At 61.9% G+C, this 26476-nt stretch carries 21 protein-coding genes and 2 pseudogenes; 10 read left to right on the top strand and 13 right to left on the bottom strand.

Annotation, left to right across the window (positions count from 1 at the left end):
• The first annotated feature begins 51 nt into the window (after positions 1–51).
• Entirely contained in the window at positions 52–249 is a 198-nt protein-coding gene (locus ACSC1P_RS18725) for a hypothetical protein (RefSeq protein ID WP_435361731.1), read from the top strand.
• A gap of 105 nt (positions 250–354) precedes the next feature.
• On the opposite strand, the gene ACSC1P_RS18720 is transcribed toward ACSC1P_RS18725, so the two are convergent.
• From ACSC1P_RS18720 to rdfA, 3 genes are all read right to left on the bottom strand, one after another.
• Complete coding sequence (locus ACSC1P_RS18720; protein WP_435361730.1) at positions 355–1734, bottom strand: hypothetical protein; 1380 nt, start codon at positions 1732–1734, stop codon at positions 355–357.
• A gap of 374 nt (positions 1735–2108) precedes the next feature.
• Complete coding sequence (locus tag ACSC1P_RS18715; RefSeq protein WP_435361729.1) at positions 2109–3545, bottom strand: LamG-like jellyroll fold domain-containing protein; 1437 nt, start codon at positions 3543–3545, stop codon at positions 2109–2111.
• A 1429-nt stretch (positions 3546–4974) separates the two neighbouring features.
• Positions 4975–5610, bottom strand: a complete 636-nt coding sequence (gene rdfA / locus ACSC1P_RS18710; RefSeq protein ID WP_435361728.1) for a rod-determining factor RdfA — start codon at positions 5608–5610, stop codon at positions 4975–4977.
• Positions 5611–5749: 139 nt separating this feature from the next.
• On the opposite strand from rdfA, the gene ACSC1P_RS18705 reads away from it, so the two are divergent.
• Complete coding sequence (locus tag ACSC1P_RS18705) at positions 5750–8002, top strand: NADP-dependent malic enzyme (RefSeq protein WP_435361727.1); 2253 nt, start codon at positions 5750–5752, stop codon at positions 8000–8002.
• Between the two features lie 31 nt (positions 8003–8033).
• On the opposite strand, the pseudogene ACSC1P_RS18700 reads toward ACSC1P_RS18705, so the two are convergent.
• The 4 genes and pseudogenes from ACSC1P_RS18700 to ACSC1P_RS18685 all read right to left on the bottom strand — a co-directional run.
• Positions 8034–8285: pseudogene (locus ACSC1P_RS18700) on the bottom strand (family 4 glycosyl hydrolase); the annotation flags it as partial.
• A gap of 181 nt (positions 8286–8466) precedes the next feature.
• Entirely contained in the window at positions 8467–9513 is a 1047-nt protein-coding gene (locus ACSC1P_RS18695) for an SGNH/GDSL hydrolase family protein (RefSeq protein ID WP_435361726.1), read from the bottom strand.
• Between the two features lie 115 nt (positions 9514–9628).
• A complete protein-coding gene (locus ACSC1P_RS18690; RefSeq protein ID WP_435361725.1) occupies positions 9629–10666 on the bottom strand; it encodes an alpha/beta hydrolase family protein in 1038 nt (345 codons plus the stop codon).
• Positions 10667–11044: 378 nt separating this feature from the next.
• Positions 11045–11839 carry a helix-turn-helix transcriptional regulator gene (locus ACSC1P_RS18685; protein ID WP_435361724.1) on the bottom strand — a complete coding sequence of 265 codons (795 nt, stop codon included), beginning with the start codon at positions 11837–11839 and terminating at the stop codon, positions 11045–11047.
• Positions 11840–12215: 376 nt separating this feature from the next.
• Here ACSC1P_RS18685 and ACSC1P_RS18680 point away from each other — a divergent pair.
• Positions 12216–12494, top strand: a pseudogene (locus ACSC1P_RS18680) (glucodextranase DOMON-like domain-containing protein); the annotation flags it as partial.
• Positions 12495–12576: 82 nt separating this feature from the next.
• Here ACSC1P_RS18680 and ACSC1P_RS18675 read toward each other — a convergent pair.
• Positions 12577–13032, bottom strand: a complete 456-nt coding sequence (locus ACSC1P_RS18675) for an ATP-binding protein (RefSeq protein WP_435361723.1) — start codon at positions 13030–13032, stop codon at positions 12577–12579.
• Between the two features lie 697 nt (positions 13033–13729).
• Between ACSC1P_RS18675 and ACSC1P_RS18670 the strand changes: the two genes are divergently transcribed.
• A complete protein-coding gene (locus ACSC1P_RS18670) occupies positions 13730–14029 on the top strand; it encodes a SulP family inorganic anion transporter (protein ID WP_435361936.1) in 300 nt (99 codons plus the stop codon).
• Between the two features lie 113 nt (positions 14030–14142).
• Here ACSC1P_RS18670 and ACSC1P_RS18665 read toward each other — a convergent pair whose 3' ends face one another.
• Positions 14143–15129: a DMT family transporter gene (locus ACSC1P_RS18665; RefSeq protein WP_435361722.1), complete on the bottom strand. Its 987-nt coding sequence runs from the start codon at positions 15127–15129 to the stop codon at positions 14143–14145.
• A 246-nt stretch (positions 15130–15375) separates the two neighbouring features.
• Here ACSC1P_RS18665 and ACSC1P_RS18660 point away from each other — a divergent pair, with 246 nt between their 5' ends.
• The 5 genes from ACSC1P_RS18660 to ACSC1P_RS18640 all read left to right on the top strand — a co-directional run bounded on the left by ACSC1P_RS18660 (position 15376) and on the right by ACSC1P_RS18640 (position 21294).
• Positions 15376–16170, top strand: coding sequence for a helix-turn-helix transcriptional regulator (locus ACSC1P_RS18660; RefSeq protein ID WP_435361721.1), 795 nt, complete (start codon positions 15376–15378; stop codon positions 16168–16170).
• Between the two features lie 348 nt (positions 16171–16518).
• A complete protein-coding gene (locus ACSC1P_RS18655; protein WP_435361720.1) occupies positions 16519–17250 on the top strand; it encodes a glutamine amidotransferase in 732 nt (243 codons plus the stop codon).
• A gap of 71 nt (positions 17251–17321) precedes the next feature.
• Positions 17322–18140 (top strand): PIG-L deacetylase family protein, encoded by an 819-nt coding sequence (locus ACSC1P_RS18650; protein WP_435361719.1) that lies wholly within the window; start codon positions 17322–17324, stop codon positions 18138–18140.
• Positions 18141–18557: 417 nt separating this feature from the next.
• Positions 18558–19763, top strand: a complete 1206-nt coding sequence (locus ACSC1P_RS18645) for an AGE family epimerase/isomerase (protein WP_435361718.1) — start codon at positions 18558–18560, stop codon at positions 19761–19763.
• 112 nt (positions 19764–19875) lie between these two features.
• Positions 19876–21294 carry a hypothetical protein gene (locus tag ACSC1P_RS18640; RefSeq protein ID WP_435361717.1) on the top strand — a complete coding sequence of 473 codons (1419 nt, stop codon included), beginning with the start codon at positions 19876–19878 and terminating at the stop codon, positions 21292–21294.
• A gap of 35 nt (positions 21295–21329) precedes the next feature.
• Here ACSC1P_RS18640 and ilvA read toward each other — a convergent pair whose 3' ends face one another.
• Both ilvA and ACSC1P_RS18630 read right to left on the bottom strand, forming a co-directional pair.
• Positions 21330–22550 (bottom strand): threonine ammonia-lyase, encoded by a 1221-nt coding sequence (gene ilvA / locus ACSC1P_RS18635; protein WP_435361716.1) that lies wholly within the window; start codon positions 22548–22550, stop codon positions 21330–21332.
• A gap of 140 nt (positions 22551–22690) precedes the next feature.
• Positions 22691–23668, bottom strand: a complete 978-nt coding sequence (locus ACSC1P_RS18630; protein WP_435361715.1) for a mannonate dehydratase — start codon at positions 23666–23668, stop codon at positions 22691–22693.
• A 113-nt stretch (positions 23669–23781) separates the two neighbouring features.
• On the opposite strand from ACSC1P_RS18630, the gene ACSC1P_RS18625 reads away from it, so the two are divergent.
• Positions 23782–24987, top strand: a complete 1206-nt coding sequence (locus tag ACSC1P_RS18625) for an aminotransferase class V-fold PLP-dependent enzyme (protein ID WP_435361714.1) — start codon at positions 23782–23784, stop codon at positions 24985–24987.
• Positions 24988–25007: 20 nt separating this feature from the next.
• Here the strand turns inward: ACSC1P_RS18625 and ACSC1P_RS18620 are convergent, their stop codons facing one another.
• Both ACSC1P_RS18620 and ACSC1P_RS18615 read right to left on the bottom strand, forming a co-directional pair.
• Complete coding sequence (locus ACSC1P_RS18620; protein WP_435361713.1) at positions 25008–26072, bottom strand: glucose 1-dehydrogenase; 1065 nt, start codon at positions 26070–26072, stop codon at positions 25008–25010.
• Positions 26069–26455 carry a Rid family detoxifying hydrolase gene (locus ACSC1P_RS18615; protein WP_435361712.1) on the bottom strand — a complete coding sequence of 129 codons (387 nt, stop codon included), beginning with the start codon at positions 26453–26455 and terminating at the stop codon, positions 26069–26071. The genes ACSC1P_RS18620 and ACSC1P_RS18615 overlap by 4 nt, the downstream gene beginning before the upstream one ends.
• Positions 26456–26476 lie beyond the last annotated feature (21 nt).

Raw genomic sequence — 26476 nt, 5'->3', positions numbered from 1 at the left:
TTATTTAAATTGAGCAAATGGGTAAATACTGCGGGGCCATAATCGGTTCGTATGGTTGATCTCCAGTCCGCGTCGAAGATGATCATCGGACTCGACAGCACGTTTCTCCTGCTCCTTGGCCTCTCGCTACTGGTCATCGAACCGGGGAGTGCATCCTACGTGGTCGCACAACTGGCACTGATACCGATCGTGATCTCGATGGGTGCGAGCGCCGCTGTGATTTACTTCCGCTGGACGCCGTTCAAATAACCGTGTCACGCTGGCAGTTCGCGTCCGTCGAGAGAAGACCGGCTAGGACGGCGTTCAGTTATCCAATCTCGCCGCCGATGAAGCCACCTGGAAACGTGACGTCGATTACAGGCTGATCTCCGAGTCCTCGACGGCCAGGGCGTGCCACTGCAACCAGTTCCGGAGGCCCGAATCCGGCACCTGTAGCGAACGGGTGTTCTCCTCGAGTTCGGGATACCCGCCGACCTCGGATTGGCTGTCGATGTACCCCTTCGTTGGGTCCCTGTTCGTGACCTCCTTGGTGATGCGTTCTTCGTACGCGGTCCGATCAGCCGGTCGAGCACCGGCGTTGGCGAGGGCTTCCTCGTGAGCCTTCTCGGCAGCCATCGCTTCGAGCCCCTCCGGCCAGACCGGGGGTTCGTCGAGCTCCTCCAGATCTTCGGAGACTTTCTTCGTCCCTTTCGGTCGGAAGACGTTGTCTTCGAGATAGACATTACCGTTTCGAATGGTCGGTTCGAAGGAGTACTCGGGGTCAAGGTACGTGTTGCCGACGACAGCCGAGTTGCTGTCGTCGTCGAGTTTGACCGCCCGCTTGTAGTCGAAAACCGTCTCGTTCACGACGACGCTCTCCGTCCCCGTCTTGAGTCGGGGATTCCGGGCTTTGGCGTGCGCGCGGACGTTGCCGAGATACGCGACGTTCTTGGCGTTGTTCCCCGTCAGTGACCCGTAACAGTGTGCCCCCTTCGGATGGAGCGAGTCGTTCAGCGGTTCGGAGATGATGCAGTTCGACACCGTCGTGTTCTCCGTATTGTACCCGACAGAGAGCGCCTCGTCGGTCGACCACGACGCCGAAACGTGGTCGAAGATGTTGTTCTGGGTGCCGTCTGCAGAGTCTACCGAATCGAGTTCCGAGGGCTTGCCGCCGGCACCCTCGTCGCCCGGACGGGACCTGATGTGCTGGACGACACAGTCGTTTGCCGCGATCTGCAGGAGCCCCTTGGTCAGGGTGATGCCCGGCGAGGGGGCCGTCTGACCGGCGATCCACAGCTTGTCGTTCGTCACTTTGATCCAGTTGCCACCCAAGTCGATGGTACCACTCGTCTCGAAGACGACGACTCGCGGTCCGGATTTGTTGACGGCGTTCGCGAGTGCTTTTCGAGTCGGTTCCGTGACCTTGTGCACGGAGACGTCTTCGGATTCGAGCCACGGCGCCGGATCGGCGAATCCGGAGTCCAGCTTATAGTACGATCCGGCGTCCTCCGGTGGCTCTCCCTCGGGGACCTCTGCTTCATTGGTCTCCGTTGGTTCTTCTGTCCCCGTCGTCTCACCTGGAGTCGTCGTTTCGTCTGATTGCGTTCCCTCGGTCGTCGTCTCCGTGGGCGCTTCCGTCTCCGTCCCGCTGCTCGAACAGCCAGCGACCATCCCAGACATTCCAACGCCGGCCATCGCGAGCCAGTGCCGCCGGGTGAACACTGAGTGGTCCCCAGTCTCGTTATCCTCAGGCATACGTGCAAGCACAGGAACCCAATTACAAATAGATTTTGTCGCCATGCTGTGATGTTCGCTGCCGCTCAGCGGCGAGAGAAATGAAAACGTAGGATGACAGCGTCGACGCCGGTCCGTCGATCGCCTCGTAGCTATCGTAGCTGCTCGACCCTTCTGTTCGAGCTGGACGTGTGCTCGTGCTCGTTCGCCGTCGAGGGCCACCCTGGGGAACGTCGCGTAGCCGTCCTCACCGCCGAACTTGATGCACTGCCGTCCATGCCGGTGGCGGCCGTCTCGACGCTGCCGCCTATCGAGCTGGTGCCTTCGGAAACGTCATCCGCGACATGGTCACCGTCGAAGGTGAATTGCAGGTCGGCCGACGGAAATCTGCCAACCTACTCTTCGTAGATGCTCTGGATCTTGTCCTTCGAGAGCGGGCCGTCGAACCCGCGGACGTCGTCGATCATGCCGGCGGTGTAGTTGGTGTCGCCAGCGAAGAACGTGATCGGGGCTTCGGCGTTCACACCCCGGCCCTTCTGCTCGTTCTCGACGACTGCGACCTCGCCGCTCTCGTCGTAGAGGTGCAGGGCGACGTTCGCGCCGTCGAAGACGACGGCAACGAAGTACCACGTGTCGTACTCGATCTCGTGCTTGGTCGGGCGCACCTTCTGCGAACCGTAGGTGGTGACAGCCAGATTGGCCGTCGGACCCTCGAAGCCCAGGTCCCAGCCACCGTTCGTCTCACCCGGGCTGGCCTCGTAGCTGCCGCCAGCCTGCATCACACGCGACCACTCCTGGTGCTCGCTGACATTGAACCACCCGGTGACGGTCGCCTGCTCGGCGTCGAGGCCCGTCGCGGGGAACGTCGCGTACCCGTCCTCACCGTTGAACTTGAACGCGCTGTCCACCTTGCCGCTGACGCCAGTCTCGACGCCGCCGCCCATCGAGCCGGTGTTTCCGGAGACTGTGTCAGTGATCTGGTCACCGTCGAAGGTGAAGTGAGCGATCTTGTTGGCTGCGGGTTCGGGCTTCTCGGGCGGCTTGACGTCGCTCGGCATCTCGTCGAGGATTTCGACACTACCCGGCACGATGGGTCCACCCAGGTCCCCTGCCTCGGTCGGGGTGACTCCTTCCAGTCCCTGGTAGTAGAAATTGGCCTTCTGCGCGCGGTTGTGGCTCGTCGCGGCGAGTCCGAGGAACCCTCCGTCCCCCAGCGCAACGTCGTCTCCAGTCAGCGTGGCCATCAGCTGCCATTCCTCGCCGTCACTGCTGACGTGGAACTCGACCGTATCTCCCTTTCGCACCAGGCGATGCCAGGGCCAGAAGTAATTGTCGAGTTGGGCCTTCCCTTCGCCGATGTCAGACGTCAGACTCCCAGCCTCTGCGCCTTTCTCCGGCCGCCACTGCACGTTCGAGTTGCCACTCGGCGCACGCCGGGTCATGACGTGCACGTCGCCCGGGTCCATCGAATTCCGGAACATGATTCCGGCCTTCGCGTACTCGTTGACGCCCTGCTCGACACTGTAGACGTTGACGCGCACGTCGAAGTCACCACTCTGCTCCGTGTAGAAGAAGTGGCCCTTGTCGGTCTTGTCCCAGATGTCTTCGCCACCGGCCGTCTGGTGGATGACCGACTCCGGGGTGACCTCCTGGGTGCCCCCAGACGACGTCTCGGTCGACTCCGTCTCCGTCGAATCCCCAGTCGTCGTTTCTTCTTGGGTTCCCGTTTCACTTGTCGTGTCAGCACTATCATCGCCGCCGGTACAACCAGCTATCAGTCCAATCGAACCTGCACTCAACGCTTGCAGGAATTGTCGACGCTGTTTCTTCATGATTCCCGTGAACAAGGGGCGTGCTATTGATATTAAATCTTTTGGATATTTGGAGACACTTCGCCCGAACGTGAAAGACTGCAGTCTCGTGGCCTGAAGCGACGAAATCGGTCTGTTGGATACACAGAGCCCATCCCTTCACTCGTATTGCGGTCGCGAAAGCGACCCCAATGGTCGATATCCCAGTTGGACTCGCTGGTCCCGAGTGAACGACGGGTTCGCTGAAGTGGCGATGCTCTGGCTGCATGACTCCCATCGAACTGGACAGATCCGCCGAGTCGCGGTAGCATCGTCCAGCGAGACGACCGTCGGCCTCGAAGAGACCGCTCTCACAAATCTGGCGCATCTCACCGTCCTCCGCGCGTGAGTTGCGCGGAGTCCACGAACACGTGGAGTGCTGACCTCGATGCCTCAACGAGGAACCACTGTTCACGCCACAATCGACTCGACCCAATCCGACCGCTGATCAGACACAGTCTCATGACCCCACTTACGCCGGCAACGCGGGCATGGACCGTAATCTAACCCACCAGCACTCGATATCTGAAACCGGTTCCTCGTCACGCTAGTGCATACCCGACAGCGCCGAGCGTGCGCGACGTTGGCTGGAGTTCCGGTGTGATGATGGTCATCGATGGTGGCCTTCGTCCGTGCTGAGTGCGTGCGTTCCCGAGAGGGGCACGAAGAATGTGTGCCGTGGTAACAAGACAGGCCCCGTTCGACGCGGATTCGGGCCAGATAGGGGGAGAAGACCGGCCACGTTGGACATCTGGAGGGTCAGTATGGACCATTTGGGGTGTGCAAGCGACGACCTGTACTGAACTTAGCAGGACGACTCGTTCCCCTGTGGCGAACTCGTGTCGGTGGCGTTGTCGGCCGTTCACACCCATCATAACGGGAGTTCTCGCGATGTGGGTGTCGATGATCCGTTCCGTCGGGCTTTCTTCCACCCACCCCCACCCCATACCAAAGACTACTATTACAGAACTAGTGATGTAATGTTCGTGTGTGGGGAACCGTGGTAGCGAACGTCACCGGGTACGTTGTTACAGTAATGGGTTCACGTGACTCGGCTGCCAGGCGAGGCAGCGACACGCCCAGCGACTCATCGACGACGGCCAATATCGCATCGTGGGCGTGGACTTGGGCGAATGCGAGATCAAGATCCGTCCACTGGCGTGTCGCTCTCTGTGACCCGTTGGAATATCCATGGCCGTCAGAGAGAACGGTCGCAAGTGCTCGGGAACGCCTGTGGGGCTGGGAGGGACGCGATCTACTCTGTCGAGGTGAAGACGACGGGAGAGTCGAACGCCTTCGGCTCCGCTTGCACCACTCCCCTCTCGTTCGCGTCTCCCGCCGTTCGCGGGGAGTCGTCGTTTCGATGGATGGAGAACAGAACACGTGCGTCTCGTGCAGGTAGCCGTTCCCCTCAGTCGCACTCGCAGCGCTCTCTATCGAGCAAGTCCGTGAACGAGTACTGCGTCTGACAGTCGTTGCAGGTGATTCGCACGTCGACGAAGACGTCGAAGTCACCGAGGGAGATGCGGCCGGTGTTCACGAGTGACGTGATGGACGTGTCGGTGATGGCCTGCACACGGTTTCGAAGCTGTTCTATCGTCGTTTGGGTCTTCGAGATCTGGTCCTGGTCGTCCTCGACGCGCTCGACACCGCGGTACTTGGTCAGGTAGGTGTGAATCGCCTGATGCGACACGAAATCACTTTTCAGGCTGTCGACGTCCAGACCCTCGCGTTCGAGTCTGCGCTCAGTCTGGACCTGCGTCCCACCGGTCACTTCGTCGCCGGTGAGCAACTCGTAAAAGTTCTCTACCTCGCCGTCGAGTATCTCCATGTTCGCTGCCTGCATGGCAGCGCGGAGGACGCGGTGATTGAACAGGTCCGCGAGTTCGCGGAGGCTGTACTGTTCGGACCCGGTCCCGGTCCAGTACGCTTCGAGTTCTTCGCCGAGTCCATCCAGCTCGCGCTCTTCGATGACCCGACCGACCTTGCTGCGCCGTGCCGGGCGTGTCGTCGAGGCGTCCCCGTCGTCCGTGCCGTCGTCGGTCATTCCTACCGAGAGTAGGACGAATGGTGTAAAAACGGTTTGGACACGCGGTCGGTGCGTAGATGGGTGGACGTGTGTTGGCTCAGCACCTACGACCGTGGCCACCACAACAGGTTTACCCGGTGCTGTAGCTAGCCAACGTATGGACCCCACGAAGGAAGCGCTGGACTATCACAGCCGGGACCCACCCGGTAAGGTAGCGATTTCGACGACCAAACCGACGAGTACGCAACGCGACCTCTCGCTCGCGTACTCGCCCGGCGTGGCTGCGCCGTGCCGAGAAATCGCGGAGCACGTCCAAGACGTGTACAAGTACACGTCGAAAGGCAACCTCGTCGCCGTCGTCTCGGACGGGTCGGCAGTCCTCGGCCTCGGCGACATCGGTCCCGAAGCCTCGAAGCCCGTGATGGAGGGCAAGGGTGTGCTGTTCAAACGCTTTGCCGACGTCGACGTGTTCGACCTCGAACTCGACGGCGACGCGGACGAGTTCATCGAACACGTCGCCGCGATGGAACCGACGTTCGGGGGTATCAACCTCGAAGACATCAAAGCGCCCGAGTGTTTCAAAATCGAGCGCGAACTGCGCGAGCGCATGGACATCCCCGTCTTCCACGACGACCAGCACGGCACTGCCATCATCTCTGGGTCGGCGCTCCTCAACGCCTGCGAAATCGCCGGGAAGGACCTCTCCGACCTCTCTGTCACCTTCGCCGGAGCCGGCGCGGCCGCGACCGCGACTGCCCGTTTCTACGTCTCGCTCGGCGTCGAGCGCGAGAACATCACGATGTGCGACGTAGACGGCATCATCACCGAGGACCGGGCTGAGTCCGAGGACCATCTCGACGACTTCACTTGCGCGTTCGCACAGGATTGCCCCGAGGGCGACCTCGCCGACGCGATGGCGGGCGCGGACGTGTTCGTCGGCCTCTCCGTCGGTGGCATCGTGAGCCAGGAGATGCTCCGGTCGATGGCCGCCGACCCCATCGTGTTCGCGATGGCGAACCCCGAGCCTGAAATCGGCTACGAGGAAGCGAAACAGGCCCGCGACGACAAAGTCATCATGGCGACCGGTCGTTCCGACTACCCGAATCAGGTGAACAACGTCCTCGGGTTCCCCTTCATCTTCCGCGGTGCGCTCGACATCCGCGCGACGGAGATCAACGAGGCGATGAAGGTCGCCGCTGCCGAGGCACTCGCGGAACTCGCCAAGCAGGACGTGCCCGACGCGGTGCGCAAAGCGTACGGCGACGACCCGCTCCAGTTCGGCCCGGAGTACATCATCCCGAAGCCGCTCGACCCGCGGGTGCTGTTCGAGGTGTCCCCGGCGGTCGCTCGGGCGGCCATCGAGAGCGGTGCGAGCGAACATGAATTCGACGAGGCGGAGTACGTCGAAGAACTCGAAGCTCGTCTCGGGAAGTCTCGGGAGATGATGCGCGTCGTCCTCAACAAGGCGAAGTCCGAACCGAAGCGCGTCATCCTCTCCGAAGGCCAGCACGAGAAGATGATTCGCGCGGCCTACCAGTTGTCGGACCAGGGCATCGCAGAGCCTGTGCTGCTCGGCAACCACGCCCGGATTCGCCGGACCGTCGACGACCTCGGTCTCTCGTTCGAACCCGAGGTCGTCGACCCGCTGGAGCGTGACCTAGCCCCGTACGCTGACCGGCTGTACGAGCTCAGACAGCGCAAAGGAGTCACCCGGACCGAAGCAGGCGAACTCATCAGAGACGGCGCGTACCTCGGCAGCGTGATGGTCGAACTGGGGGAAGCCGACGCGATGCTGACCGGTCTGACGGAGCACTACCCATCGGCCCTTCGGCCGCCGCTGCAGGTCGTCGGGACCGCACCGGACGTCGACTACGCCGCTGGGGTGTACATGCTGACGTTCAAGAACAGAGTCGTCTTTTGCGCCGACGCGACGGTGAATCAGGACCCCGACGAGGATGTACTCGCGGAGGTGGCCAGACAGACCGCTTCGCTCGCGCGCCGGTTCAACGTCGACCCGCGGGTCGCCATCCTCTCGTACTCCGACTTCGGCTCGGTCGACAATCAGGGGACGCGCAAGCCCCGCAAAGCCGCGGAAATGCTGCGGAACGACCCCGACGTTGACTTCCCGGTCGACGGTGAGATGCAGGCCGACACGGCCGTGGTCGACGAGATGCTCACCGACACGTACGAGTTCTCGGAACTGGACGAGGCCGCGAACGTACTCGTCTTCCCGAATCTCGAAGCGGGCAACATCGGCTACAAACTGCTCCAGCGCCTCGGTGGCGCGGAAGCCATCGGGCCGATGCTCGTCGGTATGGATAAGCCAGTCCACGTTCTCCAGCGTGGCGACGAAGTCGCCGACATCGTCAACCTCGCGGGCGTCGCGGTGGCCGACGCGCAAGAAGACTGAGTCGCGTCGGACTCGCTACCCAACCACGTTTTCAGTCGAGTACTGACGCGCTGTCGAGGTCGTACTCGGCGAAGTACTCGCGCTCTGTCTCGACCAGTTCGGCGAACAGGTCTCTCGCGTCTTCTCTGGGGATGTCGACCAGCGGTTCGTTGAGGAACGCCTGAAACGCGAGGTCGAGGTTACCCGTGAATCCCGCTTCGACGAGCGTCTCTTGGTTCGTGACGTGACGCTCGACCATCGACCGAACCTGCGGCGGCAGTTCCCCCGCGACCAACGGGGTGACACCGCCGACGTAGCCGATTTTGACGGTGGGGACGCTCGACGGACTCTCGTCTACCGCCTGCAGGGTGTGCATGTTCTGTGGTCACGAAACCCACAGACAAATGGCTCGGGTTTCCGGTGTCTTTCACCCGTCGCTGCGGACAGTCGAACGGGCTGCGGACTGTCGGGAGAACCGCCGGCGGTCACTCCGACAGCAGCGGTTGCAGTTCGCTCGCGAGATTCTCGCCCATGCGGATCATCGCATTGTCGCCTGGGTGTGTGAGGTCGGGCGTCATTCCCTCGATGCCGTCGATGATGGCAGGCCCTTCGAACAGGTGGACGTTGGCCTGCGACGACTCTTTGACGACTCGACGCAGGGATTCGCGGAACTGTTCGCACTCCACAGCCTCGGAGTGCCCAGCACACACGTCGCGGCCGTTCGTGTAGATGGTGACGACGCCGACCGGTTTCTCAGGGTGCGCCGACGCGACCGCGTCGACCATCGCCGCAGCACGCTCCTCGAACGTTTCGACAGGGAAGCGGCCGACCATGTTCACCGAGAGCGCCAGCGTCGCGACGTCCCAGTCGTCTCGTCCAGCTATGAACTCCGCCATCGCAGGGTCGCAGTACGCAGTACCACAGGACCCCAGGTTGACGAGCTCTGCCCCGAGTCGCGTCGCGGTCTGACTCGCGTACGTCAAGTGTTCAGCGAGCGGCGCCTCCCCTTCGGTAATGGAAGTGCCGTAGGCGAGATAGCGTGTGTCTGGCAGTTCGTCGTCGACTGGTGGTCGCCGGTCGCCCTCGGCACTGTGGTAGACCATGTGCCCACCGCGGTGTTCGCCCGGGAGACAGATTCGACAGACGCGTGGGTCGAACGACAGTTCTTCGCGGACTTCGGGCACGATGTCGGCGAGTTTCTCGGGGAACTCGACGCGAATCGTCGTCGGTTCCGGTCCAATTTCGACGGTCTGGTGCGTTTGGAACGGTCCCCAGAACACCCGGACGGTTCCTGACTCTCTGTCCTTCACCGGAATCGTCGAGAGGGTCACCTCGACCGGCCCGTCAGGGACGAACCGAAGTTCGACACCTGCGGGGTGACGCATCCGTCGTTGTGCACCGTCGTTCAACCGTTGTCGAACCGACTCGGGCACTCGTTGCAGGAGAAGGCCGTCTCTGTGGGTATCGTGGTCCTCTTCGTCGGGTTCGCGTAGCTCCGCGACGTTGTGGAAGTCGAACTCGTCGTGTCGCATGTTCCCACCATCCACTCGAACCACTATGTAGACTCCGGACGCGGCGAAGGGTCAACGACGAAGAGTCGGTCCGGAAGTCTGGCTCTCGATGCTGCGCATAGTCGGATAGACTCGCTCAGAGTCGCTTGTCGAAGAACGGCCACACCCCGTCGGGGTAGTAGCGGTGACCGCCATCCCCGACGAACAGTGTACAGTCCTCCGTCCTTCCGACTGCGTCGTACATCGTCTGGACGCGGTCGAAGGCGACTCTCACGCCCTTGATGGGGAAAATAGAATCGTCGCGACCCGCTGTGACGACGAGGGGTCGTGGCGCGACCAGTCCTGCGATATCGGGCAGGTCGCCGAGCGTCGCAAGTCCGGGGACGTAGTTACAGGCGCAGTGATCGATTCCGACGATGGACTGTTCGACCGCACAAAGGTACGAGTTTACCGAAGCGACGGACAGCCGCTCGTCGAGTGCGCTGGCGAACAACGCGACTGCGCCTCCGCCTGAGTGCCCAGTGATGCCGATTCGGTCACTGTCGAACTGCGGCGCGTCGGCGACGAAGTCCAGCACCCGGAGTATGTCCCAGACCCGGTCGCCGGCGAGAGTCCGCCCGAACAGTTGTGCCACGTGCTGTAGCGCCGTGCAGGACCGTTCGCCCTCCCATCGTGGCCCCGTCGCCTCCAGTGCACCGAATCCACGTACGGCTGGGACGACGGCTGCAAACCCGTTGTCGACGGCTTGTCGAGCGATATCTCGGCGTTCCACCGCTATCTGTCGACGGGCATCCTCGGTCGCTGCGACACCCATCGAGACGTCGGTCCCGAAGTCTGTGTGTCCGTGGACAGTGAGGACGACTGGGAACGGTGGCTCGGCGTCAGCCGGCAGCATGATCGAGAACGGGAGTCGCCAGTCCGGCTCAGTGCGGAGCGACCAGCGTTGTCGCTCGTGGTCGTCGACTACATCGACTTCGTGACGATGTGGATTCGGAGTCACTCGCGCGGTCCGTTCGACGACGTAGAGTCCGAGCACTGTTCGGAGGTCGTTCCGAAACTGGCGCTGCCACTCGGTGAAGGCTGTCCCCGTCTCGCCATCGTATCGGTGCGCACCCTCCGTGTCGCGAACCAGTCTCGTGGCCCACCGGTCTGCGTCGAAGGCGTCGTGAGTCATCCGGCTCGTCCGTTCACTCGGCTACTGCCCAGATAAATCTGTCTCTGGGGCCGTAAGAGCAGGGTGAAAAACTAGCAACACCCAAATAAAAGAAAATTAGACCATTTTGAAAAGGATAAAACTATTGTTATTTAGGGACTTCGGTACATTTATTATCATGGTTTACAAATAGCCATAAAATCCACTATTCTATTCAAAAGATAAAGCAATTTGAGGTACTGGTTGGCAAACTGGTTTCATATTTTCATTATTTGAACACCTTCGAAGGGAGTGTCAGAATAGATAACACAAAAGAAACCACAATAGTTAAAATTTTAGAGTATGACAAATTTAGATAAATTTGGCTCCTGTCGGGAGTCAATTTTCGGTGTGGCAGCGTCAAAAACCGAACGATTCGGGAGTGACTTCTTCGGCACGATTCCGATAGTGTGTGTACGTCGACTCGACCCACGCACGCACTGTCTCGTCCTGTGTTTCGAAGTAGGCACGTGGCAGGTTCTCCTCGTCGGTGACGCCGAAAGCGACGATGTCATCCAGCAGTCCCTGTATGAACGGGAACGGTTCCTCGGTCAGGTAGATCGTAACCTGGTCGGTCTGGACCATCTCTGCCACCTGTGCACTCATCGTCGGGTCGGTCACCATGGTCTCGGCGACTTCGGGCGTGAAGACGCCCTCGAACTGTTGGTTTCCGTTGACCGTCGCGTCCCAGCAGGCTTCGACGACTTCAGCGACGATGACGGACATGAGGAGTCTGACGTGTACGGTGTCTCGGAGGCGCTGACCGGCACGTCGCGTCGGCGCTGCTGGGTCTGCTGGGCCCGGCAATGTGACGTCTGCACTTCCGAGCCGCTGGAGGTCGAACGGCATCTCTTCGGTCGGGAGCCACTGGACGACGCTATCGAGTTTTCGGGCGACGGCGATGGTTTCGAACAACTCGTCGAGTGCCCCTGCGACCATTTCACCGGTCGGAGTCCTGTTGTAGCCACCGCCAGTTTCTTCGACCCAACCTCGGTCTTCGAAGTCCGCGAGGATTCGGCCGAGTGTGACACGGCTGACGTTCGCGCGCTCCTCTAAGTCCGTTCTCGTGATGGGCCTGTCATCCATCGTACTGAGGACGGCGACCCGGTTCTCAGAACGAGCGACGAACGTGACCTCTTCGCGTGGCGAATTCATCGTACCCTATTGAAAAGTTTTACAGAGTGAGTGTTTAGCAGTATCGTCTTCCATCGGTGCTCTCGCCCGTTGTTCAGGTCTTGAACATCGTTCACCGAGAATAAATATTAGTATCCCGAGCACTCTTCGGGATATGTATCACAGTTCAGATACTGGCTCGGGAGAGCGGACCGGTGGATTTCTCATACTGCCGTCCATCGAAATGCTGCTACCAGCGCGTGTTGGAGGTAGCGCATGAACCATCGAGTGGTCACGTTGGCGGTCGTGTTCACGGTGGTCTTCGCTGGCTGTGTCGGCGGGGGTGGCGGAGAAAGTCCCGGCCCTGACCGACGGCGACGGGAACACCATCTCGGTCTGAGACAGTGTCGATACCGACGCTGGGACGGTCACGCTCAGCCTCGACCGTGAGGCTTTCGACGGGGTGGACGCGGCTGCCCTCGAGCTCGTCGCGATGGTCCAGTCCGAGAACTTCGGTGGGCTGCGTCCGGTCGAGGAGACTGCAGGCGGCTACGTGTTCGGCGGTGCAAAAGGTGGAGCTGTTGGAAATGCCCCGCTCGTCATGGACGTGACGACGCCCGATGGCGTCTCTCAGTCTGACGCGCTGGCGTACAGTGTCGACGAGTTGGCGACGCTCTCGTTCGTCACGCTCGACTGACGAACGGGTCCAGGCATCGTCGTCACTCAGTTCGGCGAGCCCGGATTCGAAAGGGGGGAAGTCGTTCAAAGAATGGTCAATTTCACTCGACTGGATTTGAGTTCTGAAGAGTAGTAAACTCGACGCGGAGGCCTCCGTCAGTTCTCTCGGTCAATGCGACCTCCCAGTTGTGTACTGTCGCGATGAGTTGGACGATGTTGACGATGAGTGCAGTTCCTCGCTTGGATGGGTTGTAGCCCTCTCCTAGCATGACTTTGCGTTCGTCTCGTAGAATACCGGGGCCGTCGTCCTCGACGAAGAATCCGTTCTCGAGGGTCCCGACACGAATATTCACGTCGTCGTCACCCAACAAGAGCATGCCCTGGAAGACGTTCTCGAACAGGAATTGCACGCGCGCTTCGTCGCCCTGTATCGTTCCAGTCTCTTCATCGATGACCAGCGTGCTGTCGACCCTATCGAGACGTTCCCACGCTCGCTCGGCGCAGTCGACGAGTGAGACCGAGCTGAACTCGGTGACGATGTGGCCTTCGCGAACCATCTCGACTAACCCCGAAGTGAGGGTGTTCACCCGGTCCAGCGCACGCGCAGCTCGGTCTAATTGTTCGGGCGCCTCGTTCGGGTCTACCGGCCTTGTTGATATTCTCAATAAGTGATAGGGTTCAGCAGTCCTGCTAAATACAGTCCGCGTATCGGTTACACGATTTCTCGGCCTCGGTGTTACAGACAGGAAAGTGATGTACTACACTACTTGACGGTGGCTGAAAAGCTGGAGAGACTACTAGAAAATAGCGGAATTTACTTTGAGCGGCAAGTATGAGTAAGCCTATGGGAATTCTGGATTCGGTAGATAATGATGCGGGATTAGCACTCACTATGCTGATACTCTACACCGGAGAATCCGCTCTCTCGCTCTCATACCTCCGAAGGCCTCTCGATCTCCCACCGGAGGGATTCTATCTTGTGACCTGCGTACCGCTTCTCCTGTATTTTTTCTCCCGTCTGTTCCGGGGACGCTTGCGATACGTGTGGGGAAACATTACGGTTGCAGTCCTCCTGTGCAGTATCTTTCTGGTAGGTGCGGCTATCGCCCCGTCCCAATATACTGGCGAAATTCGCTTCCCCGAATCGTCGTATTTCCTCGTTACTGGATCTCCTCTGATCATCTACGTAGTCTTTCGCTGTGTTCGTTGGATTGCTCGGAAACGACACCAGAAACAGTCTGCTAATCTCCAGTAATCGGCGGCCGAACCCAGTTCGTTAATCTGGTCGTCGCGTTCGTCCTCGTCCTCGTGTTAGTCTTCTTGACGGAGGTGTTCACCACGCTTCCGAAGGCGACGCTCGCTGCGGTCGTCATCGTCGCCGTCTCCGGGCTGGTCGATATCCCTAGCCTGCGCCACTTGTACGAAGTCAGCCGGAGCGAGTTCGCTATCGCGATGGGCGCACTGGTCGGTGTCCTCTTCTTCGGCATGCTCCCAGGCGTGCTCCTCTCGCTACTGGTCACCATCGGCCGAATCAGTGAGTCACACACGATGTAACTCGGCCGGGTCTCCGGGACCGAGTACTTCGCACCGCTCGACGACGCGGTTGGACCGACGAAAGAAGCAGAGCCAATCGCCGTCGTCATCGGTCGGTGGCGAGCCGAACAGGACTAGTCAGATTCGAAGCCGCGGGCCTCGCCATTGACACGGAGGCACGAGCTTCCGTCGTCCTCAGTACTGCCATCGACGAACGGGAGCACGCTTTCGAGGTCGACCGATTCGCTCCCCAACACGACGAAACCAGCGAAGATGACGACGAAGCCGAACACGGTGTTTGCGGTAATCGACTCGGACAACAGTGCCCAGCCACCGAGCGTCGCGACGATGGGGGTGGCGTAGAACACCAGGTTCGCCCGGACTGCGCCGACGTCGTCGATGAGGCCGAAGTAGGCGATGTAGCCCAGTGCGCCGGCGAACACGCCGAGGTAGACGAGGGCGAGCAGTCCCTCCGGAGCGAGTGTGACAGCGGACACCTGTTCGCCGGCGGCCACGCTGAGGCCGTGCGAGAGGGCCGCGGCGAAGGGGAGCCCCCACGCAGTCCGTACCGTACTGGTGAGGCTGCCGTCGCCCCAGCGGATGAGGACGCTCCCGAGGGCACCGATTGCCGCACCGACGAACATGACCGTCTTTCCGAAGCCGATGCTGGTGACGCTCGCGGGGTCGAACCCGACGACGAGTGCGACGCCGACGAGCCCGAGGAGCAACCCAGACACCAGCCGCGGTGAGACGCGTTCGTCAGAGAGGAGGAACGCGGCGAACACCGGCGTCAGGATGGGGTTGAGGCTCGCGATGATGGCTCCGACGGCGGACGACGTGTACTGCTGGCCGACGAAGAGGAGCGCGTTCGCGCCACCGATGGCGAACACACCAGTCGCGAGGATGCCGACGAGGTCGCCCGTCGTCCGGGGAATCAACTGGTTCCGACGACGGGTCGCGACGACGTACCCGACCAACAGTACCGCCGCGATGTCGAACCGAATCGCGACGAACAGGAGCGGTGGGAAGTACGACAATCCGAGCTTGGCTGCGACGAACGTCCCGCCGAAGAGCACCGCGACGGCGAGGAACGCGAAGATAGTCTTCCGGTCGACGGCCATCAGCGACTGCCCTCCCCTCTGCGGCGCAAACGAAGCCGTTCGCTCGACTGGGCTTTGAACGAACCGTGAGAACAGGCGTAAGAGAGTGACGTATTCATCATACACCCACCTACTGGCTACAGGGTTTTAGGTTCGTTTAGAAATTATTACAGTTCGTGCAACCACCGCGTAGTGTGCGCCAGCCCCACACCGTGAAAATCTTTCACAGTGCGAAACGGGTATAGGGACGTCGCACTGAGTACGGGCATGGAATCAGCGCTCGAGGAGATCGAGTTTCTCGCGCTTTCGTCGAACCGGGTCACGGTGTTGTCTGAACTCTCGGACGGTTCTCGAACGCGGTCAGCCCTCGCGGAGGCGACGGGGGCATCGCAGGCAACGCTCGGCCGGATTTTGGAGGACTTCCAGGACCGGTCGTGGATACGCCGCGACGGTGGGTCGTACATCGCGACGCCAACTGGCGAACTCGTCTCCAACGGTTTTACGAATCTCTTGACGATTCTCGACACCGAACGTGACCTCCGCGACGTGGTGCCGTATCTTCCGGTCGACAGCATCACGTTCGACCTCTCTCACCTCACTGACGCGACGGTCATTCAGCCCACCGAGACTCGACCGGGTGCGCCTCTGCAGCGGGCGCTAGAACTCGCCGCGACCGCCGACGAGATGGTGACCTTCTCCCACGCGTTCAACAACCAGAGCCTCGCAGCTGTCGAAGAACGCGTCACCGAAGGAAGTCTCTCGTTCTACGGCGTGTTCTCTCAGTCGGCCATCGACGCACTTACTGCAGACTCAGAACTCTGTCACCTCCTCGCAGCACTCGTCGACGCCTCGAACGCGGAGATTCACGTTCGTGACGAAGATATTCCGCTCGCGGTCCTCGTCGCCGACGACGTCGTTCACCTCCTGTTGCGTGACGACCGTGGCGTCTTGCAGGGCTCGATCGAGACGAGAGACGAGACGATTCTCGCGTGGGCGAACGACCGATTCGAACAATACTGGGAAGCATCTCGGCCGCTCGACCGGGCAGAGTTGGCGAAGTGATTCGAGCCGCTGGCCGTGCGGGGAACAAATCGCACTCGGCTGGCTTCACTCGGTAGTGTTCCGTCAGCCACGTTGGGGGCCGATAACAAACTCTTTTTGTGTTCTAGTAAGGATTCGGTGGGGAAGACGTTCCTCGTCTGAATGTAATGTTTGGCAGTATTTTGGATTTTTACCTCACAGATTTATGGGAGATTTCGAGAGTGGAGGACGTTTCTACACCAATTTTCTGAACCTATCGTTGGTGGTGACTGGCGACACTCATCCTATTTAAACTCCCTTAGGTTTGTTAATGAAGTCGTCGCTCGCAAGTGCCGGTACAGTTACAACAGTGGTCACGCCATACAGGCTATGGTCTCGGTACTACTCGCTGGTGAGTCGTGGTTCACGCTCACCGTCGAGGTCAAAGGTCGAAACGTGTTCATGGACAGCGAGTACGGCGAACCAGCCGACTACGTCATCGCCGCGCTCGAAACGGCGGACTGTGACGTGACGTTCCAGCCGTGTCACGTCGCGAACACAGAGTTTCCACGGACATTGGACGAACTCGCACAGTACGACCTCGTCATCCTGAGCGACATCGGTGCGGACACGTTGCAGATAACCCCACAGGTGGCCGACGGCGAGACAGACGTGGACAGGTGCACACTACTCGCAGAGTACGTGCGGGACGGTGGCGCTTTAGGGATGGTCGGCGGGTACATGAGTTTCGCCGGGAAAGGCGGGCGAGCGAGGTACGGGATGACGCCCGTCGCCGACGTGCTCCCAGTCGAAATCGCTCGGGCCGACGACCGCGTCGAGACGCCGGCCGGTGCGGTCCCGGAGGACCAGGGGACGCCAGGTGAACTACCCGGCACGTGGCCCCACGTCCTCGGCTACAACCGCCTCGAAGCGAAACCTAACGCGGAGGTATGGGCGACCGTCAGGGACGACCCATTCCTCGTCGTCGGCGACTACGGTGCGGGCAGTTCGTTCGCATTCGCGACCGACTGTGCGCCCCATTGGGCACCGGAGGAGTTTCTTGAGTGGGAGTACCTCCCCGAGCTGTGGGGAGCGATCGTCTCCCGGATGGTCGCTGACTAGTTGTGGAAATAACGGGACAGTGGCACACACGGGTGGGGGATTTTTGTCGACGAGCGTCGTCGGTACGCGATATGTTGGGAGACTCGAAGCGGGTGCTAGCCATCGGTGCGCACCCGGACGACTGTGACATCAAAGTCGGCGGCGTTGCGAACAAGTACGCTTCTGCGGGCCACGACGTGAAGTTCCTCTCGCTCACGAACGGCAGTGCTGGCCACCACCGGCTCAGTGGGAGCGAATTGGTCGAACGCCGCCGCCGTGAGACACGAAAGTCGGCCGCCGTCGCCGGTATCGACTACGAGGTGTACGACAACGAAGACGGCGAGTTGCAGCCGACGCTCGACAACCGGCGCGAACTCATCCGCGAGATTCGCGAGTACGATCCAGACCTCGTCCTCGCCCCACGACCGAACGACTACCACCCCGACCACCGATACACGTCGAGACTCGTGCAGGATTCGGCGTACATGGTGACGGTCCCGAACATCTGTCCCGACGTGGAGCCGCTCTCGACCGACCCGGTCATCGCCTACGTGCAGGACGGATTCGAGAAACCGTACCCGTTCGATCCGGCCGTGGTCGTCGACATCGACGACGTGGTCGACGACAAACTGGAGATGCTTCACCAGCACACCTCGCAGTTCTACGAGTGGCTCCCGTACAACCGGGGCAACCTCGACGAGGTCCCGGACGACGAGGGCGCACGAAAGGAGTGGCTGGCGACTGAGTGGTTGACCGAATCGAAGCAAGTCGCAGACGATTATCGCGAGTTGCTCGTCGAACGATACGGCGAGGAACGTGGGCACGAGGTCGACTACGCCGAAGCGTTCGAGCCGTGTGAGTACGGCAGTCCGCTGACTGCGGAGGACGAAGAAGTGCTGTTCCCGTTCTAAGCGAAGAAACGAGAGTGTGAGGTCCCAGCCCGCTCACTGTCTGTTGCTACTGCACTGTTTTGGTCCAGTTCCACACCATCTTCGCCGAAGCGACCCTGAGTCACCGGTTCGTTCGGGCCGACGCTCCGACGGTTACGGTGTAGAAGATCCTAACCTGTTTGTCTATGTTAAACAGCTTTGTGTTATTTCGTACCATGGATGCTAGCGCGGGTCATCTTTTACTCAGTGCGGAGAACTTCGCAATCATTACGGAACTATGTATGTAATGTGTGGGCGGATTTGCGGTGAGAGGTCAGTGTTCAGCGACTGAACCCCACGGTTTCGTTTGGCAGTACCAAACAGTACTGCGACACGAGGCTCGCTCGGGACAAGCCTTAATGAGTCGGCGAGAGTCGGCTTGGACAGACATACCGACCGATGTTCACCACAGACCACGCCCCGTTTCAAGACCCGCGGTGGCTGCACCAGCATGCGACGAATCTACTCAACTTCTCCTACCCAGCGTCGATAGACCACACGCACGGTGGCTACGTCGCGCAACTGCGCGACGACGACGGGACGGTGTACGACGCTCGCAGTCGCCATCTCGTCGCTACCTGCCGACTGGTGTTCAACTACAGCGTGGGACACATCCTCGGCGGGCCGGACTGGTGTCGGTCCGCAGCCGAACACGGCCTCCAGTTCCTCGAGACTGCACACTACGACCCCGAGACAGGCGGCTACGCCTGGCTCCTCGACGGTCGGGAGGTCGTCGACGATACCCGGTCGACGTACGGCCACGCGTTCGTCCTCCTCGCCTACGCGACGGCTGCGAGGGCGGGCATTCCCGGTGCGAGAGCGCGCATCGAACCGACAGTCGAGACAATCGTCGAGCAGTTCTGGGAACCAGCACACGGACTGTGTCGGTCGAACCTCGACGCCGAATGGGAGCCGCTATCGACCTACCGCGGACAGAACGCGAACATGCACATGTGCGAAGCGTACCTCGCGGCGTACGAAGCGACGGGAGAGTCGGCGTATCTCTCCCGGGCGTACGAAATCGCCGAGTCACTGGCTCGCGAACTCACCGACCGGGGCGACGGCCTCCTGTGGGAACACTACACCGAGGACTGGGAGTTCGACTACGCGTACAACCGTGACGACCCCGGTGACCTGTTCAGACCGTGGGGCTACCAGCCCGGCCACCTGCTGGAGTGGAGTAAGCTGCTGGGACTGCTGGCACGCCACCGCGAGGAGGACTGGCTGCTTTCGCGAGGAGAGCAGTTCTTCGAAGCCGCAGTCGAGTCCGGCTGGGACGACGAGTACGGCGGCTTCGTGTACAACTTCGACCGGGACGGCGAGCCCGTCGTCGAGGACAAGTACTACTGGCCACTGGCCGAGGGAATCGGGGCGGCAGTCGTCCTCGGCACGGCGACGGGCGACAGCAAGTACGGTGAGTGGTACGACGACATCTGGTCGTACGCGTGGGACAACGTCGTGAACACGAAATACGGGAACTGGTACTTCAAGCTCACGCGAGAGAACGCGGTCCACGAAGCCCTCGACCCGACGCCGAAGGTGACGGTCGGCTACCACCAGCTCGCCAACATCGAACTCGCACTCGACGCGGCGAGACAGTCGTAGGGTCACCACCGACGCGTCGCCGGATTCGCTCGAGGTTCGCTTTCTGGCGAGCCGGGAGCGACACCCTCAGCAGAGTGCGAATAGTTAACTCGATTCGGGACGCCTTTTCGCTATGGACGACGCCGACACCAGCAGCGTGAGTCAACAGCGGTCACCGCCGTGGTCAGCAGGAACCGCAACTCGGACGATTACGCCCGACGAGCCGATGTGGATGGCTGGCTTCTTCGCCCGCGACGAGCCCTCGCAGGGTATCCACAAAGACCTCCACGCGAAGGCACTCGCCCTGTCGGACGAGGCGGGAAACACGGCGGTCATCGCGAGCGTCGAGTTACTGTTCGTCGGTCACCAGTTGCGCACAGCCGTCGCAGAACGGTGTGCGGAGACGTACGACCTCGAACCGCGTCGACTGTTGCTGAACGCGACGCACACCCATCAGGGGCCGGTCACGCGAACGGCGACGACTGGCGGGGATACGGAAGGCGGCGGACAGTCTCGTCCGAAGTCGCCCGACAGGATTCGATTTCTCCCGCTCGAAGCCTACGGCGTCGACGAGAAGTACCAACAGCGCGCTGTCGAGTACCGGGACAGCCTCGTCGAGACGCTCGTCTCACTCGTCGGCGACGCCCTGGACGACCGTCGCCCCGCCGAACTCACGTACGGTCACGGCCGCTGCGGGAGTGCCATGTCCCGACGACGACCGTACGAGGATGGCATCTCGTTCACGCCGTACGCCGGCGGGCCGGTGGACCACGACGTTCCCGTGTTGAGCGTCGAGGACCCGACGAAATCGGGCGACGACGCAATCTTTGGTCTCGTGTTCGGCTACGCCTGTCACACGACGGTGCAACACCTGACCGAGTTCTCCGGTGACTGGGCAGGGTACACGCAGGAAATCCTCGAAGACCGCTACCCGAACGCGACAGCACTGTTCCTCCAAGGCTGTGGTGGGGATCAGAAGGCGTACCCGGAGCGAGAACAGCGGTACGTCGAAGGGCACGCACGAGCCGTCGCGCTCGGCGTCGAGGCGGCACTACAGGCCGAACGTCGCCCAGTCCGTGGCCCACTGACGGTGGCCTACGAGGAGATAGACATCGCGTTCGAGGACCCACCCAGCCGGGCGGAGCTGGAAGAGATGGCCGACGCCGATGACGAGGCGGCGTCGTGGCGCGCGTCGCACCTGCTCGCGACCCTCGACGAGTACGGGTCGGTACCGCGTGAGTACCCGTATCCGATACAGGCGCTCGGGTTCGGCACGGACCTGACGATGGTCGCCCTCGCTGGCGAAGTCTTGGTCGAGTATTCGCTCCGGCTCACGGAGGAACTCGACGGCCCGGTCTGGGTCAGTGGCTACTCGAACGACGCGTTCACCTACGTGCCAACCAAGCAGGCGATTTACGACGGTGGGTACGAGGGCGGGAACGTAATCAGACTGACGACGGCTCCAGGGACGTGGAAGCCGGACATCGAAGACCGAATCGTCTCTGCGACTCGCTCGCTAGTAGCACGTGTGCAGACGCCGGACGTGCGCTGACGACTCCCCGCGGACACTCGGTCGACGACACCCACTCAGTTGATCTGTGTGATTTCGAACCCGGAGTCGCGGATACTCTCCTTGATTGCGGCACCGTGTTCGCGCCCGCTCGTCTCCATCTCGAAGGTAAGGTAGGCTTCACCGACGGCGAGGTCCGCGTTTGCCCGGTAGTGGTGGACCGTCCGGATATTCGCACCATGCGTGCCCGCGATGCTCGAAATCGTCTCTAACACGCCGGGTCGGTCGTCGATGCGGATACGCAACTGGATGAGTCGGCTTCGGGCGCTCAGTTCGTGCGTGAGCACGGTCTGGAGCATCGACACGTCGAGGTTGCCACCGCTGAGGACGGGGACGACCGTTTCACCGGTGACATCTACGTCGTCGGTGAGCAGTGGTGCGACCGCGGCCGCACCGGCTCCCTCGACCACTTGCTTCGCTCGCTCCATCAGGAGCAGGATACCCCGGGCGATGTCGCTATCCGAGACGGTGACGACCTCGTCGACGTGCGCTTCGATGAGGTCGTACGTCAACTGCGAGATGCCACCGGTCGCGATGCCGTCGGCGATGGTGTCCGTCTCGTCGCAGTCGTTCGGGCCACCCTTCTGGAGGCTCTGTGGGACCGTCGCCGCGGATTCGGCTTGGACACCGATGACCCGTACGTCTGGTCGCTCGCTCTTGATGGCGAGGGCCGTCCCACCGATGAGGCCGCCGCCGCCGATGGGGAGGATGACGGTGTCGACGTCCGGGACGTCTTCGAGGATTTCGAGGCCGAGCGTGCCCTGTCCGGCGACGACCGCGGGGTCGTCGTAGGCGTGGACGAACGCAGTGCCGTCTCGCCCGGACAACTCCTTGGCGTGTGCCATCGCCTGCTGGAAGTCGTGTCCGTGGAGTGTGACGGACGCTCCGTAATCACGGGTCGCGTCAATCTTCGCCTGTGGCGCGTTCTGGGGCATTACGATGGTGGCGTCGAACCCGGTCGCGGTCGCAGCGAGCGCGACGCCCTGTGCGTGGTTGCCAGCACTCGCGGCGACGACGTGGTCGATGTCGCGGTCGCTCGCCCACAGTTCGGCCATCTTGTTGGTCGCGCCGCGGGTCTTGAACGAGCCTGTTCGCTGGAGGTGTTCCATCTTGAGGTAGACGGTCGCGTCGGCGTGCGACCCGAGCGACCGACTCAGGTCGACTGGCGTCCGCTGGACGATTTCGTCGTCGAACCGTTCCGCTGCTTCCCGAATAGCTTCGCTATCGACACGGGGCATGGTACCAAGACACGGACGTGCTATTTGAAAATTGTGGAGAACAGGCGGGACGACGACGGTCCCAGTCTGTATCCACCCGTTTCACAAGACCAAACGGTGTCGTGAGAATCGTCTCGTCACTCCCGGCGCGAATCCCGTTCTCACTCCCACGGGCCGACCGATTCGATGAGTCCAGTCATGTAGCCGATGGCGAAGAGTCGCCCCTTCGTTTCGTACCCGGCAGTGTCCTGTTTCTCCCCGGCCATCGTCGGGACGTGGTCGGGTCGCGCAGGACCGTCGAAACCGATGTCCCGGTAGGCTTCGACACACGCGTGCATGTCGGTCGGCCCGTCGTCCTGCCAGACCTCGACGAACTGTTCGGTCGTGCCCTCGACGTCCCGAAAGTGGACGAACGAGATGTCGTCGCCGAAGTGGCGGATGGCCGCGGGCACGTCTTCACCCATCGCGGCGAAGTTCCCCTGACAGAAGTTCACGCTGTTCGCCTCGCTCGGGTACAGGTCGAGGAGACGGTCGTAGGCGTCGACGCTGGTCATGATTCGCGGGACACCCCGGATTGGACTGAGCGGCGGGTCGTCGGGGTGCATCGAGAGACGAACACCGGCATCCTCCGCGACGGGGACGACCCGGTCGAGGAAGTACTCCAGACTGTCCCAGAGGTCGGCTTCGGTCACGTCCGGGATGTCGGGTCGCGGGCCGCGCTGCATCTGGTCGTGGTCGTACGCCGTCGTCCAGGCGTCGCCGCGCGTCGGATAGGTATCTGTCGTTCGGAGCCACCAGAAGTGTGTCATCCACGAGTAGCAGAGGACGGGGATATCGAGTGCACCCATCGTTCGGACAAACTCGCAAAATCGGTCGAGTTCCTCGTCTCTGCCGTCGAGGCCGAGTCGCGTCGTGTCCGTCAGTGGGGTGCCGCCTTCGATGACACCGAGTCGTAGGCCGGTCTGTTCGTAGGCGTTCTGGAGTCGCTGGAGGTCGTCGTAGGACCACGGCGTGTCGCCACGGCGACCGTTGTCCACGTCGCTCATGTGGGGGTGGACGACCGCCTGGTCGACGCCGGCCTGTGCCGCGAGGTCCCACCGCTGGTCCCGCTTCGCGGGCAGCGCGAGTGCTGTCTTCATCTGTTCTCTCCTTCGCCAACACGCATGGAGGCCTTTACAGTTTCGCCAGTGCAGACGGTCGAGGCGTTCGACTCACCACCACGCTTTTGCCGTCGGGCAGCGCGCATTGGGACATGAGTGGAGAGGACACGATTTACGAGACGTTCGGTGTGCCACACGTCGTGAACGCGACGGGGACCAAGACGCGTATCGGCGGGAGTCGCATCCGGCCCGAAGCGGTCGAAGCGATGGACCGCGCAGCCGAGGCGTTCGTCAGACTCTCGGACCTGCAAGCGGCGGCCAGCGACCGAATCGCAGCGGTCACTGGTGCCGATGCAGGCTACGTCACGTCCGGCGCCGCGAGCGCGCTCGCACTCGGTGCAGCGGCCTGTCTCGCCGGTGGAGACATCGCCGCGATGGACCAGCTTCCCGACACCGACGGTCTCGCGGACGAAATCGTCATGCCCCGGACACACCGGACCGGCTACGACCACGCGCTCCGCGCCGCAGGAGCGACCATCGTCGACGTGGGGACGAACGACCGCCACCTCGGGACGGGCTCGCGAAACACCGAACCGTGGGAGATCGCTGCGGCCGTCACCGACGACACCGCAGCAGTCGCCTACGTCCAGAAGGAGTACACCGAACCCGATCTCGAAACGGTGTGCGACATCGCGCACGAGGCGGACGTGCCGGTCATCGTCGACGCCGCTGCGGAACTCCCGCCGGTGGCGAACTTCAAGCGGTTCGTCGAGGCAGGGGCGGACCTCGTCGCCTTCAGCGGTGGCAAGGCGATTCGGGGGCCGCAGACGACCGGTATCCTCGCCGGGCGCGAAGACCTGATTCGCTCGGTCGCGGCCCAGCATCTCGACATGCACGCGGCTGCGGAGGTGTGGGAACCGCCGACCGAGCTGCTCGACCCCGACGCCCTCGGCGGGGTCCCGCGACAGGGCATCGGCAGGCCGATGAAGGTGGGCAAAGAGGAACTCGCTGGCCTGCTCGCCGCGCTCGACGCGTTCCTCGACGAGGACCACGACGCGAACGCCCGGGAGTGGACCGAGCGTTCGGAGTACGTCGCAGACGAACTCGGCGACTTGCCGGGTGTCGAAACGTCACTCTCCGCGGCTGGGAAGGTGAACGTCGCGCCAGAAGTCGTCGTCACGGTTGACGCCGAAGAAGCGAGCGTGTCGGCGACCAATGCAGTCTCGGGTCTCCGCCGGGAGGAACCACGGGTGTTCGTTGGTGCAGACAGTCTGCCCGAGGCGTTCACCGTGAACCCGATGTGCCTCACCGACGACGAGACTGACTACGTCGTCGACCGGATTCGCGCACAGTTCTGAAACGAGGACAGTAGTCTTCGTCAGTTCTCGAAGTCGATGACGGTCTTGATCTTCGCTCGGTCGGACTCGAACGCTGCTTCGATATCTTCTGGTGGAAAGACGCCCGTGAGCAGGTCGTCGACGAACCAGTCGGGGAACGCCGCGAGAGCCTCGCGTGCAGTCTCGAAGTGACCGACGTGCGAGTTGACGCTGCCGACGATGGCCTGATTCTGTAACACCATCTCACGGTGGATGCGCCCGCCGTCGAATTCGAACGTCGTGTCGCCCGGAATCCCGAGGAGGGCAGCGACCCCGTTCGGAGCCAGTGCCTCGACAGCCTCGACGCCGTGGCGGGCGTAGCCCGTCGCCTCGACGACGAGGTCCATCTGCTCGTACTCGTCGGGCACATCTTCGAGGTTCGTCTCGCGCGAGTCGACGTACGTCGCACCGGTTTCTTCGATGATGTCGATGGTCGGGTCGGGCCGGTCTCTGCGGCCCATGCAGTAGAGTCGGTCGTAGCCCTGTTCGCGGAGGAGCGCGACCGTGAGCAAGCCGAGGGGGCCGTTCCCCAACACGAAGGCGCTCTCCGGTTCCCACTCGAACGCAGACCGCGACGCCTCGGCGTGCTCGACCGCTTTGACGGCGTTGCTCAGCGGTTCGACCAGAAAGCCGAACTCCCGGAACGAGTCGGGGACTGGGACCAGACACTCGGGTGGTGCCGTCACGTACTCGGCCATGTGCCCATGCGCGCCGTCGATGCCGCGCTCGACGTACTGGCCCGCGGGGGCCATGTCGGGTTCGCCGTTTTCGAAATAGCGGTTCGAACCTGTTGCGGGCGGGCGACGAACCGTCGGCACGACGAGTTGGCCCGTTTCGAACGCGGACCCGTTCGGGTCCTCGACGACGCCGACGGCCTCGTGGCCGAGGACCATGTGTTCCTCGCCCGCGGGGAAGCCGCCGTGATTGCCAGCGATGACTTCGTGGTCGGTGCCGTCGATGCCGACTCTACAGACGCGGACGAGTACCTCACCTTCGCCAAGCTCTGGGTCAGCAACCTCGATGACGCGGGGAGTAGGGTCGTCACGAGTAACGGCGACCGCCTTCATTCGCGGGTCCCCGCGGACGCGACGACCTCTATCTCGACTTCGATGTCGACCGGCAGGTCCGCCACCTCTACCGCACTTCGGGCCGGGTACGGCTCGCTCATGTACTCGGCGTACACCTCGTTGATGGCGTCGTAGTTCGCCATATCGCGGACGAAGACCGTCGCTTTCACCACGTCGTCGAGTGAGCAGTCGGCGGCGCGAAGGACCGCGTCGACGTTCTCCAGCGTCTGGGCGGTCTCGTCGCCGACGCTGCCCTCGATGATATCGCCGGTCTCCGGGTCGATGGGTCCCTGTCCGGAGACGTAGATGCGGCCATCGTCGCGAATCGCCTGCGAGAACGGCCCGATACTCGGCGGTGCGTCAGCTGTGGATATCTCTTCCATCTCTATCTGGAGCGAGTCAGC

Origin of the sequence: Haloarchaeobius caseinilyticus (genome assembly GCF_051207395.1) — an archaeon.
Classification (GTDB): domain Archaea; phylum Halobacteriota; class Halobacteria; order Halobacteriales; family Natrialbaceae; genus Haloarchaeobius.
Note: the sequence above shows the minus strand (reverse complement) of the source record. Positions and strands in the feature narration are given on the sequence as shown.